At 74.2% G+C, this 17,593-nt stretch carries 17 protein-coding genes; 7 read left to right on the plus strand and 10 right to left on the minus strand.

All coding sequences use genetic code 11. The features are described from left to right. Positions 1–21: 21 nt before the first annotated feature. Complete coding sequence (locus AB0C78_RS05630; protein ID WP_360742121.1) at positions 22–1,137, minus strand: HAMP domain-containing sensor histidine kinase; 1,116 nt, start codon at positions 1,135–1,137, stop codon at positions 22–24. After that, positions 1,134–1,880: a response regulator transcription factor gene (locus tag AB0C78_RS05635; RefSeq protein ID WP_360742124.1), complete on the minus strand. Its 747-nt coding sequence runs from the start codon at positions 1,878–1,880 to the stop codon at positions 1,134–1,136. The genes AB0C78_RS05630 and AB0C78_RS05635 overlap by 4 nt, the downstream gene beginning before the upstream one ends. 100 nt (positions 1,881–1,980) lie before the next feature. On the opposite strand from AB0C78_RS05635, the gene AB0C78_RS05640 reads away from it, so the two are divergent. From AB0C78_RS05640 to AB0C78_RS05655, 4 genes are all read left to right on the plus strand, one after another. Further along, positions 1,981–2,805: a hypothetical protein gene (locus AB0C78_RS05640; protein WP_360742127.1), complete on the plus strand. Its 825-nt coding sequence runs from the start codon at positions 1,981–1,983 to the stop codon at positions 2,803–2,805. An 86-nt stretch (positions 2,806–2,891) separates the two neighbouring features. Then, positions 2,892–3,062: a hypothetical protein gene (locus AB0C78_RS05645; protein WP_173097526.1), complete on the plus strand. Its 171-nt coding sequence runs from the start codon at positions 2,892–2,894 to the stop codon at positions 3,060–3,062. Positions 3,063–3,141: 79 nt separating this feature from the next. Beyond that, positions 3,142–4,698 carry a long-chain-fatty-acid--CoA ligase gene (locus AB0C78_RS05650; RefSeq protein ID WP_360742131.1) on the plus strand — a complete coding sequence of 519 codons (1,557 nt, stop codon included), beginning with the start codon at positions 3,142–3,144 and terminating at the stop codon, positions 4,696–4,698. Between the two features lie 97 nt (positions 4,699–4,795). Then, positions 4,796–5,476, plus strand: a complete 681-nt coding sequence (locus tag AB0C78_RS05655) for a hypothetical protein (protein WP_360742134.1) — start codon at positions 4,796–4,798, stop codon at positions 5,474–5,476. Between the two features lie 38 nt (positions 5,477–5,514). Here AB0C78_RS05655 and AB0C78_RS05660 read toward each other — a convergent pair whose 3' ends face one another. Both AB0C78_RS05660 and tuf read right to left on the minus strand, forming a co-directional pair. Beyond that, complete coding sequence (locus AB0C78_RS05660; RefSeq protein WP_360742136.1) at positions 5,515–6,417, minus strand: endonuclease/exonuclease/phosphatase family protein; 903 nt, start codon at positions 6,415–6,417, stop codon at positions 5,515–5,517. A 213-nt stretch (positions 6,418–6,630) separates the two neighbouring features. Continuing rightward, positions 6,631–7,815 carry an elongation factor Tu gene (tuf, locus tag AB0C78_RS05665; protein ID WP_151544291.1) on the minus strand — a complete coding sequence of 395 codons (1,185 nt, stop codon included), beginning with the start codon at positions 7,813–7,815 and terminating at the stop codon, positions 6,631–6,633. 361 nt (positions 7,816–8,176) lie between these two features. Here tuf and AB0C78_RS05670 point away from each other — a divergent pair, with 361 nt between their 5' ends. Further along, positions 8,177–9,061 carry a haloalkane dehalogenase gene (locus AB0C78_RS05670; protein WP_360742139.1) on the plus strand — a complete coding sequence of 295 codons (885 nt, stop codon included), beginning with the start codon at positions 8,177–8,179 and terminating at the stop codon, positions 9,059–9,061. A 6-nt stretch (positions 9,062–9,067) separates the two neighbouring features. On the opposite strand, the gene AB0C78_RS05675 is transcribed toward AB0C78_RS05670, so the two are convergent. After that, complete coding sequence (locus tag AB0C78_RS05675; RefSeq protein WP_360742142.1) at positions 9,068–10,075, minus strand: sigma-70 family RNA polymerase sigma factor; 1,008 nt, start codon at positions 10,073–10,075, stop codon at positions 9,068–9,070. Between the two features lie 151 nt (positions 10,076–10,226). Here AB0C78_RS05675 and AB0C78_RS05680 point away from each other — a divergent pair, with 151 nt between their 5' ends. Further along, positions 10,227–10,811, plus strand: coding sequence for a dihydrofolate reductase family protein (locus AB0C78_RS05680; RefSeq protein ID WP_360742145.1), 585 nt, complete (start codon positions 10,227–10,229; stop codon positions 10,809–10,811). Between the two features lie 24 nt (positions 10,812–10,835). On the opposite strand, the gene AB0C78_RS05685 is transcribed toward AB0C78_RS05680, so the two are convergent. From AB0C78_RS05685 to AB0C78_RS05695, 3 genes are read right to left on the minus strand one after another with little or no spacing between them, the layout of a single operon-like run. Further along, complete coding sequence (locus tag AB0C78_RS05685; protein ID WP_360742148.1) at positions 10,836–11,351, minus strand: SRPBCC family protein; 516 nt, start codon at positions 11,349–11,351, stop codon at positions 10,836–10,838. Next, entirely contained in the window at positions 11,348–11,707 is a 360-nt protein-coding gene (locus tag AB0C78_RS05690; protein WP_360742151.1) for a metalloregulator ArsR/SmtB family transcription factor, read from the minus strand. Before AB0C78_RS05690 ends, AB0C78_RS05685 begins: the two co-directional genes overlap by 4 nt. Positions 11,708–11,740: 33 nt before the next feature. Beyond that, on the minus strand, positions 11,741–13,150 hold the full coding sequence (locus AB0C78_RS05695) for an MFS transporter (RefSeq protein ID WP_360742154.1): 1,410 nt from the start codon (positions 13,148–13,150) through the stop codon (positions 11,741–11,743). A 65-nt stretch (positions 13,151–13,215) separates the two neighbouring features. On the opposite strand from AB0C78_RS05695, the gene AB0C78_RS05700 reads away from it, so the two are divergent. Further along, on the plus strand, positions 13,216–14,439 hold the full coding sequence (locus AB0C78_RS05700; protein ID WP_360742157.1) for an arginine deiminase: 1,224 nt from the start codon (positions 13,216–13,218) through the stop codon (positions 14,437–14,439). A gap of 182 nt (positions 14,440–14,621) precedes the next feature. On the opposite strand, the gene AB0C78_RS05705 is transcribed toward AB0C78_RS05700, so the two are convergent. Beyond that, complete coding sequence (locus AB0C78_RS05705; protein WP_360742160.1) at positions 14,622–15,167, minus strand: ATP-binding protein; 546 nt, start codon at positions 15,165–15,167, stop codon at positions 14,622–14,624. A gap of 420 nt (positions 15,168–15,587) precedes the next feature. Further along, positions 15,588–17,492 (minus strand): PAS domain-containing protein, encoded by a 1,905-nt coding sequence (locus AB0C78_RS05710; protein ID WP_360742163.1) that lies wholly within the window; start codon positions 17,490–17,492, stop codon positions 15,588–15,590. Positions 17,493–17,593 lie beyond the last annotated feature (101 nt).

The following is a 17,593-nucleotide window of genomic DNA, read 5'->3' on the forward strand; positions in this document are numbered from 1 at the left end:
CGCCGCGACCCGACGGGCGGATCAGGTGGGGAGGGGGAGGCGGACCTCGAAGCGGCAGCCGGGGCCGGCGTTCGCGACGCCGATCTCCCCCGCGTGGGCCTCGACGATGCCGCGCGCGATGGCGAGGCCGAGGCCGGCGCCGCCGCCCGGGGTCCGGGCCGCCTCGCCGCGGAACGCCACGTCGAACACGCGCGGCAGGTCGGCCTCCGGGATGCCGCCGCAGGCGTCCGCGACCGTGACGCGGGCCTCGCCGCCGCTGACCTCCCCGGTGATCTCCACGGCGCCGTCGCTCGGGGTGTGCCGGATCGCGTTCACCACCAGGTTCCGCAGCGCCCGCCCCAGCTCGCCGGCGTCCACGTGGACGGGCAGCCCCGCGCGGACGTCCCCGCTGATCCGGACGCCCTTGGCCCGGGCCAGCGCCTCCGCGCCCGCGACCGCCTCGGCGACCAGGTCGGCGAGGCCGACCCGCTGCCGCGACAGCCGCAGCGCGCCCGCGTGGATCCGGGACAGCTCGAACAGGTCGTCCACCATCTCGGCGAGCCGCTCGACCTCCACGCGGATGCGGCCGTGGTAGCGGCGGACGGTGCCGCCGTCGGCGACGACGCCGTCCTCCAGCGCCTCCGCCATCGCGCGCAGCCCCGCGAGCGGGGTGCGCAGGTCGTGGCTGACCCACGCGACCAGCTCGCGGCGGCTCGCCTCCAGCGCCTGCTCGCGCCGGTGCGCCTCGGCGAGCCGGTCGTAGGCCGCCTCCAGCTCCCGCGACAGCTCGGCCAGCTCGGCGGGCAGCGGCGCGGCGGGCGCCTGGAACCGGTCCGCGCGGACGGCCTCGACCAGCACCCGGTTCGCGGCCACCAGCCGCCGCCCGAGCAGCACCGACACCGCCGTCGCGACCAGCCCCGCGGACACGACGACCGTCAGCACGACCGACCGGTCATGGTCGTTGATCAGCATCAGGAACGAGATCACCAGGATGCCGGAGACCGTCGCCAGCACGGTCGCCGCGGCGACGACGCCGAGCTGGATCGCCACCGACCGGGCGCGCAGCAGCCGCAGCACGCCGAGCGCGACGGCGGTGACCACCAGCGCGGCGAGCGCCGCGTAGAAGACGACCAGCAGCAGGTCCGGGAACGGGATCACCGGCCCGCCTCCGCGGCCTCAGCCCCTGCTCCGGCCTCGGCCGGCTCGTAGCGGTAGCCGACGCCCCACACCGTGACGATCCGGCGCGGCGCGGTCGGGTCGTCCTCGATCTTCTCGCGCAGCCGCCGGACGTGCACGGTGACCGTCGAGGAGTCGCCGAACGACCAGTCCCACACGCGTTCCAGCAGCTCGTCGCGCGAGAACGCGCGGCGCGGGTGGCGCATCAGGAACGCCAGCAGGTCGAACTCGCGGGACGTCAGCGCGAGCGGCGCGCCGCGCAGCCCCGCCTCGTGCGCGCCCACGTCGACCATCAGGTCCCCGTCGCGCAGCGGGGCAGCCGGAACGGCCGGGGTGAACGCGCCGCGCGCGCGCCGCAGCACCGACCGGACGCGCAGCGCCAGCTCGCGCGGGCTGAACGGCTTGGTCACGTAGTCGTCCGCGCCGGTCTCCAGCCCGACGAGCCGGTCGGTCTCCGCGCCGAGCGCCGTCAGCATGACGATCGGGACCGCGGAGGTCGCGCGCAGCCGCCGGCACACCTCCAGGCCGTCCATCCCGGGCAGCATCAGGTCGAGGACGACCAGGTCGGGGGAGTTCTCGCGGGCGCGGCGCAGCGCGGCCGGGCCGTCCGCGACGCACTCCACGTCATGGCCGTCGCGGGCCAGGTAGCGGGCGACGACCTCGGCCACGGTCGGATCGTCGTCGACCACCAGCACCCGCCCGGCGTGGTCTTTCGGCGACATCATCCGTCCACGCTACGGGCGCGCGCACGCGTTCGGATCCGTCCGTCACCACTCCGTAAGGGTTCGGCCTGCGCCTGCGAACGATGACCGCTTTAATGGGCGAATGTCCCAGTCTCGTCCCCCGACGTCCACGGGCGGCGCGATCGCCATGGTCCTGGTCGGCGGCGCCGTCGCCACCGGGGTCGTCATCGTGCTCTCCGCGTTCGCGTCCTACCCGTCCCCGGAGATGCTGAGCTTCCGCGCCTCGACGGGGTTCTACCTCGTCAACTGCGCGATCTGCGGGCTCGTCACCGCGCTCGGGCTGCTGCTGTGCCGGCCGCGCGGCCCGCTGCCGCCGATCCTCGCGGCGGTCTCCGCGCTGGTGGCGTTCGAGGTCGGCAAGCGCATCGGCGCCATCCTGGCCCTGATGATCGGCCTGGAGCACATGCCGGACGGCATGGTGAGCGCGATCATGAAGCCGCACTTCAACAAGTACTTCGCCTACGAGCTGCTGGCCGTGGTCATCGCGGGCGGGATCGCCGCGCTGCGGGTCGGGACGAGCGGCGGCTTCGGCCCGGGCGGCCAGCGGCCGACCGGGTGGACGGGACCGCAGCCGGCGGCCGCATACGGCCACCCGGGCCAGCCGGGGCAGCCGGGGCAGCCGGGCCAGCCGGGGCAGCCGCAGCCCGGACAGCAGGGCATGCCGTACCCGGGGCAGCCGCCGATGGCGCCTCCCGGACAGCCGTACGGCGCGCCCGCCGGGCCGCCGATGCAGCCTCCCGCGCCCTCCGGCCAGCCGTCCTTCGCACCTCCGCCCGGCGGCGCGGCCGCTCCGGGCAGCCAGCCCCCGCCGCCGTCCGGCCCGCCGCTCGACGCGCCGCCGCCCGGCAGCCAGCCGCCGCCCCCTGGCATGACCCCGGGTGGTTCCCCTGGCGGCCCTCAGGGTTGACCTCCGACCAACGTCCAGAGGTAGCGGGCGCGGGCTCGTACTGAAGGGTGATGCCCCGCCCGCCATGACCGCATACGGTGAGGGGCATGGGTAAGACAATCCTGACCATTGTCGGCGTGGTCCTCGCGATCTGGCTGCTGATGACGGTGATCGGCGCGATCATCTCGATGCTGAAGTTCTTCTTCTTCATCGGGTTCGTCGCGGTCATCGTCGTCCTCGCGGTGACCCTCGTGTCCAAGATGGCCCGAAGCAGGTAGCGCGTCCCCCTTGCCGGGGCTTCGCCGATGACCGCATGATGCCGGGACAACCAGGCGGTCATCGGCGAAGGGACCTACCGTGCCGGGTCTGACGGAGATGCTGCGCGAGCGGGCGCTCGCGCAGCCGGACCGCGTCGCCTACATCGCGGGCGACACGAGCCTCACCTACCGCGAGTTCGACCGGCGCGCCGACCGGGCCGCCGCCGCCCTCGCCGCCGCCGGCGTCGGCCGCGGCGACCGCGTCGCGATCCTCGACAAGAACTCGCTCGAGTACGCCGAGCAGCTGTTCGGCGCGGCGCGGATCGGCGCCGTCCAGGTGCCCGTGAACTACCGGCTCGCGCCGGACGAGGTCGCCTACATCGTCAACAACGCGCAGGCGAAGGTGTTCATCGTCGGGCCCGAGTTCGTCCCCGTGCTCGACGCGATCGCCGGGAAGCTCGAGCACACCACGCACACCGTGGTCATCGGCGGCGAGGGGCACGCCCACCTCGACTACGCCGCCTGGACGGACGCCGCCGACGCCGAGCCGCCCGCCTACGAGGGCGCCACGTCGGACGTGTTCGTCCAGCTCTACTCGTCGGGCACCACCGGCCTGCCCAAGGGCGTGATGCTCACCCACGACAACTTCCTGGCCGCGCTCGAGGTCACCAACGACGCCTGGGACGTCGACGACGAGACCGTCCTGATGGTCGCGATGCCGATGTACCACGTGGCCGGCAACGTGCTGACGGTCTCCGTCGTCTACAACGGCATCACCGGCGTGATCAGCCGGGAGCCCGACCCGACGGAGATCGCGCGCGCCATCGAGGCGAACCGCGTCACGCACATCTTCCTCGTCCCGGTGCTGCTGCAGTTCATGCCGCTGATCCCCGAGGTGACGGCGTGCGACCTGTCCAGCCTCAAGCTGATGCTGTACGGGGCGTCGCCGATCAGCGAGGACGTCCTGCGCGGCGCGATGGCGATGCTGCCGGGGACCGCGTTCATGCAGGTGTACGGGCTGACGGAGGTCACCGGCGCGATCACGATGCTGCCCGCCGAGGACCACGACCCGGACGGCCCGAACGCGCGCCGGCTGCGCAGCGCCGGGCTGCCGAACGCGGGCTGCGAGCTGCGGATCGTCGACCCGGCGACGGGCGAGGACCTGCCGGCCGGGCAGGTCGGCGAGATCGTCTGCCGGACCGCGCAGAACATGAAGGGCTACTGGGGGATGGCGGAGGCGACGGCGTCCGCGCTGTCGGAGGACAACTGGTTCCGCACGGGCGACGCGGGCTACCTCGACGAGGACGGCTACCTCTACATCCACGACCGGGTCAAGGACATGATCATCTCCGGGGGCGAGAACATCTACCCCGCCGAGGTCGAGAACGTCCTGATGGGGCATCCCGCCGTCACCGACTGCGCCGTCATCGGCGTGCCCGACGAGCGGTGGGGCGAGACGCCGAAGGCCCTGGTGGTGCTGGCCGAGGACGTCCCCGAGCAGCAGATCATCGACTACTGCCGCGAGCGCCTCGCGCACTTCAAGTGCCCGACGTCGGCGGAGCGCCGGGACGCGATCCCGCGCAACCCCACCGGCAAGATCCTCAAGCGGGAGCTCCGCGCCCCGTACTGGCACGGTCAGGACCGCAGCGTCCACTAGGCGTCCCGTCATGGGCCGCCGGGGGCGTCCTCCGGCGGCCATGGCGGGACGTGCCAATGCGGTGACAACCGGGTTCCGCCGCCGCGAGACTGTGGGCGTGACGGACTGGGTCGCCAACAGCATCTCGATCGCCTCGCTCGGGGCGACGATCGTCCTCGGGGTCCTGCAGCTGCGCAAGGACGGCGAACGTTCCAGCCCTCCGGAGCGGGCGCAGCCCCCGGCGCCGGAGGAGCCCCCGGCCGGGCCCCCGCGGCGTCCGCGGCCCGCGCACTCACCGCCCGAGCGACCGCAGCCGGAGCGGCAGCAGCCGGAGCCGCCCCGGCCCGTGCCGCCCCCGCCCCCACCGGTCCCGCCGACCGGGTCGCTGCCGTGGGCGGGGGCACCGGACCGCGCGGAACCCACGGGTTCCACCCGAGGGCCCGGGTGGATGACGAGCCCGCGGCGGGCGTTCCTCTATTCGGCGGTCATCACGGGCGCGATCACGGCGCTGCTCCTGCTCGTCTCCGGCGATCCGGTCGTCCGCGCCGGGCTCGCGAGCGGGCTGCTGGTCGCCGTGCTGGGCGTCTGGCTGGCGCGGCGGGCCCGCAGCGCGCCGTCACCGAACCTCGCGGGCCTGCTCCTGCTGCTCGTGGGCCTCGCGGGCACGCTGGCGATCCTCGCCGTACCGCTGGCATCGGCCCTGCGCATCCCGCAGGTCGTGGTCGCGTTGACGGTGCCGTGGTTCCTTCTGAGCCGTCTCACGGACCGCGTCCTGGCGCGGCCCGCCGGCCAGGAGTAGCCCCGGGCGGGCGGCGGGGTCAGCAGAAGCGGAAGGGGTCAGCGGAAGCGGATGACCGCCGACACGGGACGGTGGTCGGACGACTTGCCGGTCGCGGCGGGGACGGTGCAGGAGACGGTCGCCGACTTCGTGATGAACAGGTAGTCGTCCTTCTCCACGGCCGTGCCCTGCCAGTCCTGCAGGGTCTTCGCGCCGGTGCGGGCCGTCCCGGACTGGTCGCACTCGGCGAAGGCGCGGTACAGCGGGTCGAGCACGGCGCTCTCGGGCGGTTCGGCGAGGTCGCCGCCCGCGACGACGCGGGTGCCGGTGCCCGCGAGCGCGGCGTAGGCGCGGCCCTGCTTGCGCCGCCATTCGCCCTGCGGGTCCTCGGCGGACGGGCTGAACTGCGTGACGCACAGGCGCGTCCGCCACGCCGCGGCCTCGCCGCACAGCGCGACGCGCCGCTTGCCCGACGGCGACGGCAGCCGCGCCGTCTGGACGCCGCTCAGTGCCGCGCGCGCGCCGAGCGCGATACCGAGCCGTCCCTGCCCGCCGACGCAGGACGGGCCGTCCGGATACGCGGCGAACTCCCAGCTCCACGAGGAGAACCAGGACGCCCGCTTCAGCGCCTGCACCTGCCCCGAGCAGACCTCCTGGAGGAACGCGGCGTTCGCGTGGACCTTCCGCCCGCCGACCTCGGTGACGTGCAGCTGCCCGGCGACCCGCTTGGCGAGCTCGGCGGGACGGGCGCCGAGCGGGCAGCCGGCCTCCGCCGCGCCGCAGACGTTCCAGTCCACCGCCGTGATCGTCGCCTTGGGCGGCGGAGTGCGGACGGCGCCGTCGGCGTGCGCCGGGCCGCCGCCCGGAAGCCCGTCGATGTCGGCGCCGACGCCCGCGGCCGTGACGACGGCGGCGGCTCCGCAGACCGAAAGCAGGGGAATCAGAGCGCGGGGGGCTCGCACACGTTCTCCATGAGGGGGAAATCAGCGGGGATGTTGGGAGAGATCCCACCACATCGCGATCTTGTCCGCCACTGATTCGCGACCGTCCGGTCACGCATTCGGCGCCGGTTCCGGTCCGCCAGAACCCATGGCCCGCCCAAGGGACGACAAGTCGACAAAAGGGAAGGGGTCCGACGGGCCTCCATCGACCCGCCGGACCCCTCCGGCGCCGCCCTAGTCGAGCAGCTCGACGACCGTCCCGGCGCCCACCGTCCGGCCGCCCTCCCGGATCGCGAACCCGAGCCCCTCGCTCATCGCGACGGGCCGGCCCAGCTCGACGGCCATGTCGACGGCGTCGCCGGGCATCGCCATGCCGCCCTCGCCGCCGAGGTCCACGCCGCCGACCACGTCCGTCGTCCGGAAGTGGAACTGCGGCCGGTACCCGTGGAAGAACGGCCTGCTCCGGCCGCCCTCCGCCGCCGTCAGCACCCGGACCCGCGCCCGGAACCGGGTGTGCGGGCGGATCGCGCCCGGCGCCGCGACGACCTGGCCGCGCCGCACCTGGTCGCGCCGCACGCCGCGGAGCAGCATCGCGGTGTTGTCACCCGCCTCGGCGTGGTCCATCGACTGGCCGAACGTCTCCAGCCCGGTCGCGACCGAGCCGAACGACGCGCCGAGCCCGACGACCTCCACCGCGTCCCCGACCCGGACGGAGCCCTGCGCCACCACGCCGGTCACGACGGTGCCGCGCCCGGTGATGGTGAGCACGCTCTCCACCGGCATGAGGAACGGCTTGTCGAGCACCCGGTCCGGGACCGGCACGTACGCGTCGATCGCGTCGAGCAGGTCGCCGATCCGGGCCGTCCAGTACGGGTCGCCCTCCAGCGCCTTCAGCCCGGACACCCGGACCACGGGCACCTCGTCGCCGGGGAACCCGTACTCGGTGAGCAGCTCGCGCACCTCCAGTTCGACGAGGTCGAGCAGCTCGGTGTCCTCGACCGCGTCGGCCTTGTTGAGCGCGACGACGATGTGCCGGACGCCGACCTGGTGCGCCAGCACGATGTGCTCGCGCGTCTGCGGCATCGCGCCGTCCTGCGCCGAGACGACCAGGACCGCCCCGTCCACCTGCGCCGCCCCCGTGATCATGTTCTTCACGTAGTCGGCGTGGCCGGGCATGTCGACGTGGGCGTAGTGCCGGGTCGCGGTGGAGTACTGGACGTGCGCGACGTTGATGGTGATGCCGCGGTCGCGCTCCTCGGGGGCGCGGTCGATGCCCTCGAACGGCACGGCGGACGCCAGCCCGCGCTCGGCCAGCACCTTGGTGATCGCCGCGGTGAGGGTCGTCTTCCCGTGGTCGACGTGCCCCATCGTGCCGATGTTCAGGTGCGGCTTGTCCCGCTCGTACAGCTTCTTCGCCATTGGTTCGTCCTCACGATGATCCGAACGTGAGAACCCGCGCGCGCCCGTGCGGGCGCGCCGCGTTCGCTTGGCCAACCCCCCTCCGCTGGTTCTCCGGAGGCGGGACGGAGAGGGGTCAGCGTCGGACGCCGTCGTCGGCGATCGTCGCTGCCGCTGCCGAAGGGAAGGCAGCCGGCACCGCGCTCAGCAGGCGGTGGCCTGCGAGCGTCCGGGTGCCGGCCGCGAAGAACATGCCCCGCACATTACGGAGCGCTCCGGGAGAAGTCGATCGATTTTCCGGCTGTTGCGTTGGTGGGACCAACGATGTAAATTCGTTGGCACGGCCAACGTTGGTGTGGCCGACGAATCATGGAGGTTCCCCATGCCGGTGATCGATGCGCTCGACTCGACGATGTACTACGAGGAGACCGGGGACGGCGCGCCCGTCGTGTTCCTGCACGGCAACCCCGGCTCGTCGCGGATGTGGCGCGGGGTCCTACCCGCGATCGGCGGGGCCGGGCGGCTGCTCGCCCCCGACCTGATCGGGATGGGCCGGTCCGGCAAGCCCGACATCCCCTACCGCTTCGACGACCACGCCCGCTACCTGGACGCCTGGTTCGACGCGCTCGGCCTGGACGAGGTCGTCCTGGTCGGCCACGACTGGGGCGGCGCGCTCGGCTTCGACTGGGCCGCGCGGCACCCGGGGCGCGTGCGCGGCGTCGCGTTCTTCGAGACGATCGTCAAGCCCATGACCTGGGACGAGCTCGGCGAAGCGCCGCGCGCCCGGACCGAGGCGATGCGCGGCCCCGAGGGCGAGAAGCTGGTGCTCGAATCGAACTTCTTCGTCGAGACCGCGTTCACCGGCGGCGTCCTCACGCCGCTCGGCGAGGACGAGATCCGGCGGTACCTGGAGCCCTACCCCACGCCGGAGAGCCGCCGGCCGATCCTGCAGTGGGCGCGCTCGATGCCGGTCGACGGCGAGCCCGCCGACGTGCACGCGCGCGTCGAGGGGTACGGCGAATGGCTGTCCACCAGCCACGACGTGCCCAAGCTGCTGATCACCTTCGACTCCTCGCCCACCCTCGGGATCGGCCCGGCGATGGCCGCCTGGTGCGCCGAGCACATCGCGAACCTGGAGATCGAGCACGGCGGCCCGGCCGGCCACCACGCCCCGGAGGACCGTCCGGACGCCATCGCCGCCGCGATCACCGCCTGGACGGAACGCCACGGCCTCCTCGCCCCCCGCCCGGCACCGGCCGCCCGCTGAGGCGCGCTACCGGGCCGGGAGCGAGCGCGGCAGGCCGAACGCGGCGAGCACGCCGGTCTCGAAGCGGGTCATGGCGCGGATCCGCCCGCCCGCGAGCGTGAGGACGTACAGGCCGGTCCCGTGGCGGGCGCCGTCGGGGCCGCGCAGGTAGCTCCCGAACGCCGGCTGTCCGTTGGCGCGCGTCGGCACGAGGTCGAACCTCCGGCCCGCGTCGAACAGGCCCGCGCAGAAGCCCGCCACGACGTCCCGCCCCTCGTACTCGAAGGGCAGCGGCGGCATGGACACGAAGGCGTCGTCGGTCAGCAGCGCCACCAGCGCGCCGATGTCGGCGGCCTCCCAGGCGTGGACGAAGTCCGCCACGACGGCGTTCTCGGCGGGCGAGCCGGCGGCGGGCGGCGGTTCGTCGCCGGCGCGCTCCGCCTGCCGCTGCCGCAGGCCGGCGCGCGCCCGCTTGAGGGCGCTCTTGACCGAGTCGACGGTCGTGTCCAGCATCCCGGCCACCTCGTCGGCGTGGAACCCGAGGACGTCGCGGAGGATGAGGACGGCGATCTGGCGGGGCGGCAGGGCCTGGAGCGCCGTCACGAACGCCAGCGAGACCGATTCGGCCCGCTCGTAACGGGCCTCGGGGCCGAGCGGCACGGGCGGCGCGCCTTCGAGGAGCGCGTCGGGGAACGGCTCCAGCCACACGATCTCGCCGAGCCGGGTCGGCTCGGGCGGCTCGACGCCGGGGATGTCCCAGGCCTTGGCGGGGCGCCGGGCCGCCGAGCGGAGGGTGCTCAGGCACCGGTTCGTGGCGATCCGGTAGAGCCAGGTGCGCATCGAGGCGCGGCCGTCGAACCCGCCGAGGCCCCGCCAGGCGTCGAGCAGGGTGTCCTGGAGGGCGTCCTCGGCGTCCTGGAACGAGCCGAGCATCCGGTAGCAGTGCACCTGCAGCTCCCGGCGGTGCGGCTCGGTCAGCTCGCGGAACGCCTCGCCGTCCCCCGCCCGTGCCCGCGCGATCAGGTCGGTCCCCATCGGCGCTCGCCACCTCTCCTCCGCGGCCGTTCGCTTCCCATCCTGTACGGACGCCGGCCGGGCCCGGAAAGGGGCGGTCCGCGGCCGCCCCCTTTTCCGGGATCCCGGCATCTGCATCGGTGACGGCAGCGACACCGATGGGAGAAGCGCCATGGGAAGGATCGTCATCAGCGAGAACGTCTCGCTCGACGGGGTCATCGAGATCGCCCCCGAGGAGGGGGACGGCAGGTTCGGCGGCTGGTTCGACTGGATGGGGGACGAGGACCGCGCCGCGTGGGCCGAGACCGAGGCCGCGGAGGCGATGGGCGCCGAAGCGCTGCTCATGGGCCGCGGCAGCTACGAGTACTTCATCGCGCGGGGCTGGCCGTCGCGGACCGGCGCCTGGGCGGACCGGCTGCGGGCCCTGCCCAAGCACGTCGTGTCCTCGACGCTGGAGGACCTCGGCTGGGAGAACACCACGGTCCTCGGCGGCGACCCCGTCCACGAGATCGCGACGCTGAAGCAGAAGGTGGACGGGGACATCATCGTCTACGCCAGCGGCCGGCTCGTGCCCGCGCTGATCGAGCACGACCTCGCCGACGAGCTGCGGCTGCTGGTCTTCCCGTTCGTCCTCGGGGCCGGGCAGCGGCTCTTCGGCGCGACGAGCGCGAAGAAGCCGATGCGGCTGGCGGAGACGCGCATGGTCGGCGACGGCATGCCGCTCCTCACCTACCGGACCGTCCGGGAAACGGCCTAGACGCCCGTGCCCCTGGTCCCCGGTTCAGTCCTGGCCGGGGATCGGGGCGCCGGACGGGAGGCCCGCCGCCACGTACGCGTCGTACCTCGGCTTCCAGGCGGGCTGCTCGGCGGCGCGGTCCTCCGCGTGCGCGTCGAGCGCGGACAGGCAGACGTCCCAGCCCGCCGCGTTGCGCGCCGCCGTGTCGCGGGCTTCGAGCACGTTGGTCAGGACGAACCGGGTCCGGTCGCCGTCGAGCGGTTCGAGGTCGAAGTGCAGCTCGTCGCCGCCCCAGGTGAACGCGAGCCGGCGCGGCGGGTCGTAGTCGATGATCCGGCCGCTCGTCGTCGCCTCGGGCATGTTCGGGTCGCCGGAGAAGGTGATCGCCCCGCCGGCGACCGGCTCGATGGCGACCTTCGGGGACGGGAACCAGTGCGCGAGCTCGGCGGGGTCGGCGACCATGCGCCAGACCCGGTCAACGGGATGGTCGTAGATCCGCTCGAAGCGGACGGCCGGGCGCCCGCCGATCTCGAGGTAGCCGCCGGGATTCGTGATGATCATGTCTCGCCTCTCTCGGTGGCGCCGGGGTCCGGCGGGGCGGCGGGCGGGCCGTCCGCCCCGTCCAGCCGGTCGCCCAGCGCGTCCAGGCTCGCGTTCCACAACCGCCGGTAGGGCGCGAGCCAGGCGTCCAGCTCCGCCATCGGGGCGGGGCGGATCGCGTACAGCCGGCGCTGCGCGTCCCGCTCGACGTCGACCAGCCCGGCCTCGCGCAGCACGCGCAGGTGCTTGGACGTGCCGGGCTGGCTCAGGCCGCAGGCGCGGGCCAGGTCGCCGACCGGCCGCGGGCCCTGCAGCAGCCGGTCGAGGATGGCGCGCCGGCCGGGGTCGGCGAGCGCGTGCCAGACGGCGGTTGCCATGTCACTCAATATGCCTCACCAGGAATATAACCGTCAAGGAATAGACCGAGGCCGGCGCGGTCGCAGCAGGAGCCAGCCGGACGCGGCCCCGGCGAACTGCAGCGCCGCGATCGCCAGCACGAGCCCGACCGGGCCGACCGCGTCCGCGCACGCCGCGGTGAGCGCCGCGCCCAGCGCGGACGCGCCGATCTTGAGGCTGCCGCCGGTCGTGTTGACCTGGCCGAGCCGGTCCGGCGGCGCCTCGCGCTGGCGGAGCATCAGCGTCGCGGCGAACACCGGCCCCTCGGCGAGGCCCGCCGCGCAGAACGCCGCCATCGCCCACCCCGCCGACGGCGCCAGCGCGACCGCCGCCAGCGCCGCGCCGAACGCGACGAGCCCGCCGACCAGGACCGGCTCGCCGTGCCGCGGCGTCAGCCAGCGGCTCGACGCCAGCGACCCGAGCAGCGACCCGACCGCCATCGCCACCAGCAGCCGCCCGCCCGCGCTGGCCGGCGCGCCGACGTGCTGGGCGAGCAGCACCGCCGTCACCGCGACCCCGCCGAACCCCAGCCACGCCAGCGTCGTCGCCACCGTCACCGCGCGCAGCACCCGCCCGCGCGCCAGCACGACCAGCCCGCCCGCGATCACGTCGGCGAGGCCGGACCGGGCGTCCTCGGTGACCTCGCCGATGTCCCGCTCGGCGATCGCGCCCTTGCCCGCCTCCGCGGCCCGTCCCGCGTCCGCGACACGCCCCGCGTCGGCGGCGCGTCCCGCCTCCGCAGCGCGCCCCGCGTCCGCGGCGCGTCCCGCCTCCGCCTCCGCCTCCGCCGCCGCGGCCGCGCCCGGGTCGGGATCCGCCGCGCGCCCGGGCGGTGCGGGGGCCGAGGCGTCCGAGGCCGCCGCGGCGTCCGGGCCGGCGAAGGGCAGCAGCGGCAGCACGCAGAGCCCGAGGACGGCGCTCGCGACGATGGCCGTCCCCGCGTACTGCCCGCCCGCGAGCGACGCGACGCCCGCCGCGAGTCCCGGCCCGACGATCGCCGCGACGTTGTAGCTCGACGCCTCCAGCCCGTACGCGCGGGACAGCCGGTCGGCGGGGACGAACCGCGGCAGCAGGCTCGTCAGCGCCACCACGATCGGCTCGGTGCAGCCGATCACGGCGGCGACGCACAGCGCCGCGACCAGCGGCGAGCCGCCCGCCATCGCCAGCAGCAGGCCGGTCGCGGCGGCGTAGCCGAGCGCCATCGGCACGATGGCGCGGCGCGGGCGCCGCAGCCGGTCCACCGCGTTGCCGATCACCGGCCCGCTGATCACGTACGGCAGCGTCATCGCGGTCTGCAGGTAGCCGGCGGTGGCGGCGTGCCCCGTCCGGGCCTGGACGGTCAGGACGAGCGCCGTCGCGACGCCCTCCGCGGACACCCGCAGCAGCGTCGCGGCGGTCAAATGGAACGCAAGCCCCCGGATCACCCTCGGATCGTGACACAGGAACGGGCCGTCGGCTCCGGCGGAACGGGCCGACCTAGACTTCTGGTGTGACGCAGACAACGGGGACGACGGCATCGGACGTGCACGAGCACCGGGTGACCAGCGAGGTCGGGCGGCTGCGGACGGTCCTGCTGCACCGTCCGGGCGCGGAGCTGAAGCGGCTGACGCCGCGCAACAGCGACAAGCTGCTGTTCGACGCGATCCCGTGGGCGGGCCGCGCGCAGGAGGAGCACGACGCGTTCGCGGAGGCGCTGCGGGAGCGCGGCGTCGAGGTGCTGTACGTCACCGAGCTGCTGCAGGACGCGCTGGAGTACGAGGGGGCGCGCGAGCAGGCGATCGCGGACGCGATCGTCGACCTGCGGCTCGGCGACCAGCTGCGCCGCGTCGTGGAGGGGTACCTGCGCGACCTCGACCCGGAGGACCTGGCGCAGACGCTGGTCGCGGGGCTGGCGCACGAGGAGCTGAAGTCCGGGCACGGCCTGGTGTACCGGCTGATGGACCGGCTCGACTTCATCGTCGACCCGCTGCCCGGCCTGCTGTTCACCCGCGACAACAGCGCCTGGATCGGCGACCGGGTGGCGGTGACGAGCCTCGCGATGGAGGCGCGGCGCCGGGAGGCGCAGCTCACCGGGCTGATCTACGCGCACCATCCGCGGTTCGACGGGGTGGAGCCGGTGTACTCGCCGGAGCTGGAGCACCTGGAGGGCGGCGACGTGCTGCTGCTCTGCCCGGGCGTGATCGCGGTCGGGACGGGCGAGCGGACGACCCCGGCGGGCGTGGAGCGGCTCGCGCGGCAGGTGATCGGGGCGGGGCTGGCGCACACGGTGCTCGCGGTGCCGATCGCGCAGGAGCGGGCGACCATGCACCTGGACACGGTCTGCACCATGGTCGACGTCGACACCGTCGTGATGTACCCGCCGGTCGCGCACTCGCTGACCGCGTACACGGTGACGCTGGACGGCGGCGAGCTGCGGGTCGCCGGGCCGCGCCCGTTCCTGGAGGCGGCGGCGGACGCGATGGGCCTGGACCGGCTGAAGGTGATCGACACCGGGCTCGACCCGGTGACCGCCGAGCGGGAGCAGTGGGACGACGGGAACAACACGCTCGCCGTCGCGCCCCGGCTGTGCGTGGCGTACGAGCGCAACATCGAGACGAACGCGCAGCTGGAGGCGTCGGGGATCGAGGTCATCCGGATCAGCGGCAGCGAGCTCGGCACCGGGCGGGGCGGGCCGCGCTGCATGTCCTGCCCGATCCTCCGCGACGCCCCCTGAGGGCGCCCCTGACAGCGCCCCTGACGGCGCCCCCCGACGGCGTCCCTGACGGCGTCCTCCGACGCGAAAGGCCCCGGCGCGACGCCGGGGCCTTTCCCACGTTGGACGCTCGGGCGGTGTCGACGGGGGCACGACAGCGCCCGAGCTTGTTGAGGACCATACAAGGTGCGGCAGTGGTCCCTCTAGGCGGGGTATGCCCTACTTGGGGCCACCTCATTCCTCGTGCCGTCGTAGAGGTCGTCCTCGGGGTCGTCCATGAGGTCCGGGAAGGCGGCGAGATCGGGCACGACGCCGTCCGAACGCGCAGGTGAGACCGCGTCCTCGCCGCCGGGCACGCGCGGCGTGCGCAGTACCGCCCACACGGTGGTGGCGCCGTCCTCGTGCCGGACGCCCCAGCCCTCCGACAGGGCCTCGACGATGCCGAGCCCGCGGCCGCCGAGCGAGGACAGGGTGCCGGGCCCGCGGCGCGGCTCGGTCATCGCGCCCCCGTCGCTGACCTCCAGTTCCAGGACGTCGCCGCGGCGCAGCCAGCAGACCCGGACCTGCCCGGAGGGCAGCGGCCTGGCGTGCCGCAGCGCGTTGCTGATCAGCTCGCTGACGATGACGCTGGCGTCGTCCACGACCGACTCGTAGACCCCCGAGGCGGCCAGTTCCGAGCTGAGGCGCCTGCGGGCGACCGCGACGCTGGACGGCGCGTGTGGCAGCAGTACGACGCTCGACGCCCTCACCTCCCCGTGGTTCCGCTCTCTCGGACGAGTCCCGTCGTCACTCTTCCGGTACGACCGAAATGCCCTGATGGCAGGGGCCGGAAACCTGAGCGATGCCGGTCGCCACCTGCACAACGAGTCACCGCCCGTCCGGTCACGGTGATCACCCCCGTCTGCGGTGTCGGAACCCGGCGCCGGCCGGTGATCCCATCACCGGCGGCGGCCACCCAAGGATCTATCCAGCCGGAGGACGGGTTACTCCTCGCGCGCGCGTTTCGTCCGTCACACCCGGTGGCCACCGTACTTTCCCGCACGGAGCAACCCTGCCACCAGTCAGGATCGCTCAAACCGCGCGGCACAACGGACTCACCCGTCCGCATCCGGACCGCTGTCCTCACGGTAAGTGACCGACCGGGCGGTCATTCGGCGGGCGGCGGGCGGTCATTCGGCGGGCAGGACGAGCCGCATGCAGGTGCCCGACTCGCCGCTCGTGCCGGGATGCGCCGAGATCGCCCCGCCCTGCGCCTCGGTCAGCCGTTTCACGATGTACAGGCCGAGGCCGATGCCGCCGAACCGGCGCCGGTCCCCCGCCTCGCCCTGCACGAACCGCTCGAAGATCCGCTCGTGGTCGCCGGGGCGGATGCCGATCCCCTCGTCCTCGACCGTCACCGCGATCCCCCGCGCGCCCGCCGCCGCGCCCGCCGCGACCGCCTGCGCGCGGACCCGGACCGTCCCGCCGTCCGGGCTGTACTTGAACGCGTTCTCCAGCAGCTGCCCGAGCACGATGTCGGTCGCCATCGCGTCGCCCCGGCACCGCGGCAGGCCCGGCTCGATCTCCAGCTCCACCCGGTGCAGGTCCGACAGCGACCGGAACCCCGCGACGACGCCCTCCAGCACCCGCGCCAGGTCGAACGGCTCGACCGTCACGGCCAGCTCGTCGGCGCCCGCGCGGGAGCCGAGCAGCAGGTGCTCCACCAGCCGGCCGAGCGACTGGGCGCGCTCGGCGATCGTCGCGACGGCGGCGCGGCGGTCCAGGTCGGCCAGCTCGTCCCACCGGTTGACCAGCGTCGACGCGAACCCCTGCACGACCGTGATCGGGGTGCGCAGCTCGTGGCTGGTGGTGGCGAGGAACAGGTCCTTCGCCTCCTCCAGCGCCTTCGCCTCCGTCACGTCGCGGAAGTCGACGACGAGCTCGCCGGTCTCCTCGATCTCCGCGGCCAGCACGTTCAGCCAGACCCCGGACTCCAGCGGGAACGTCAGCATCTCGCCGAGCGCGGGCATGTCGAACGGCAGCGGCCGGCCGATCGCGTCCTCCGGCGGGATGCCGGTGAGGGTGTGCGCGGCCGGGTTCCACTGCCGGACGACGAGGTCGTGGTCCAGCACCGCGATGCCGTCCGCGCTGGAGTCGATCACCGCGCGCTCGTGCGCCCGCTGCCGGACGACCTCCGCGTACGCGACCGCGTTGCCGACCGCGACGCCGGCGTGCCCGGCGAGCAGCTCCAGCAGCTCCAGCTCGGTGTGCCCGATCTTGCGCCCGGAGAACAGCGCGTAGAGCGCCCCGTACGGGCGGTTCTGCAGGTACGACAGGCCGAGCGCGACGGTGTGCAGGCCGGGCAGCTCGGACCAGATCAGGTCGCCGAGCCGCTGCTCGCCGGTCGCGAGCTTCACCGTCTTGCCGGACCGCAGCAGCTCCCCGACCAGGCTCGGGCGCAGCTCGGCGGTCGTCCCGCGCATGTGCTCCGGCAGCCCCGACGTGCTGACCAGGCGCAGCCGCTGCCCCTCGATCCGGACGAAGCCGCCCGCGTCCGCGCCGGTCAGCTCGATCAGCGCGGTCGTGATCCGGTCGAGCACCACGGCGAGGTCCAGCTCGGCGTTCAGGTCGGCGACGATGTCGTTCAGCCGCCGGACGAGCCGCGCCCGCTCCGTCATGTGGTGCTGGACGATCTCGTCGTCCTCCGCCGGGTGGTACACGCCGACCCAGCCGAGCGGGGTCCCGGCCGGGTCCTTCAGCAGGCTCGTGTCGATCCGCACGTCGATCAGCCGGCCGTCCCGGTGGAACCGGCGGGTCGCGATCGAGATCTGCCCGCCCTCCTTCTCGGACTCGCCCTCCCCGGCGCGCCGGGTGAGCAGCCGCTCCTGGACGGCGTTGTGCTCGGCCTTCAGCTCGTCCGGGACGATCGGCGGGACGCGCCCGACCATCTCCTCGGCGCTCCAGCCGAACATCCGCTCGGCGGCCGGGTTCCACACGGTGACGCGGTGCTTCTGGTCGACGGCCACGATCGCGTCGGCGGCGCTCTCGATGACGGCGCGCGCGATCGGGTCGTGGACGTGCTGCACGTCTGTCATCGTGCCACCGGAGCCCGGCACGGCGCCGGGCGATCGGCGCCGAAAAGTTCCCACAAAGCGGCCCCGGCGAAGGGAAGAACGCCACGTCAGCGGCCCGGGGA

Source organism: Actinomadura sp. NPDC048394, assembly GCF_040651755.1.
Lineage (GTDB): Bacteria > Actinomycetota > Actinomycetes > Streptosporangiales > Streptosporangiaceae > Spirillospora > Spirillospora montaniterrae.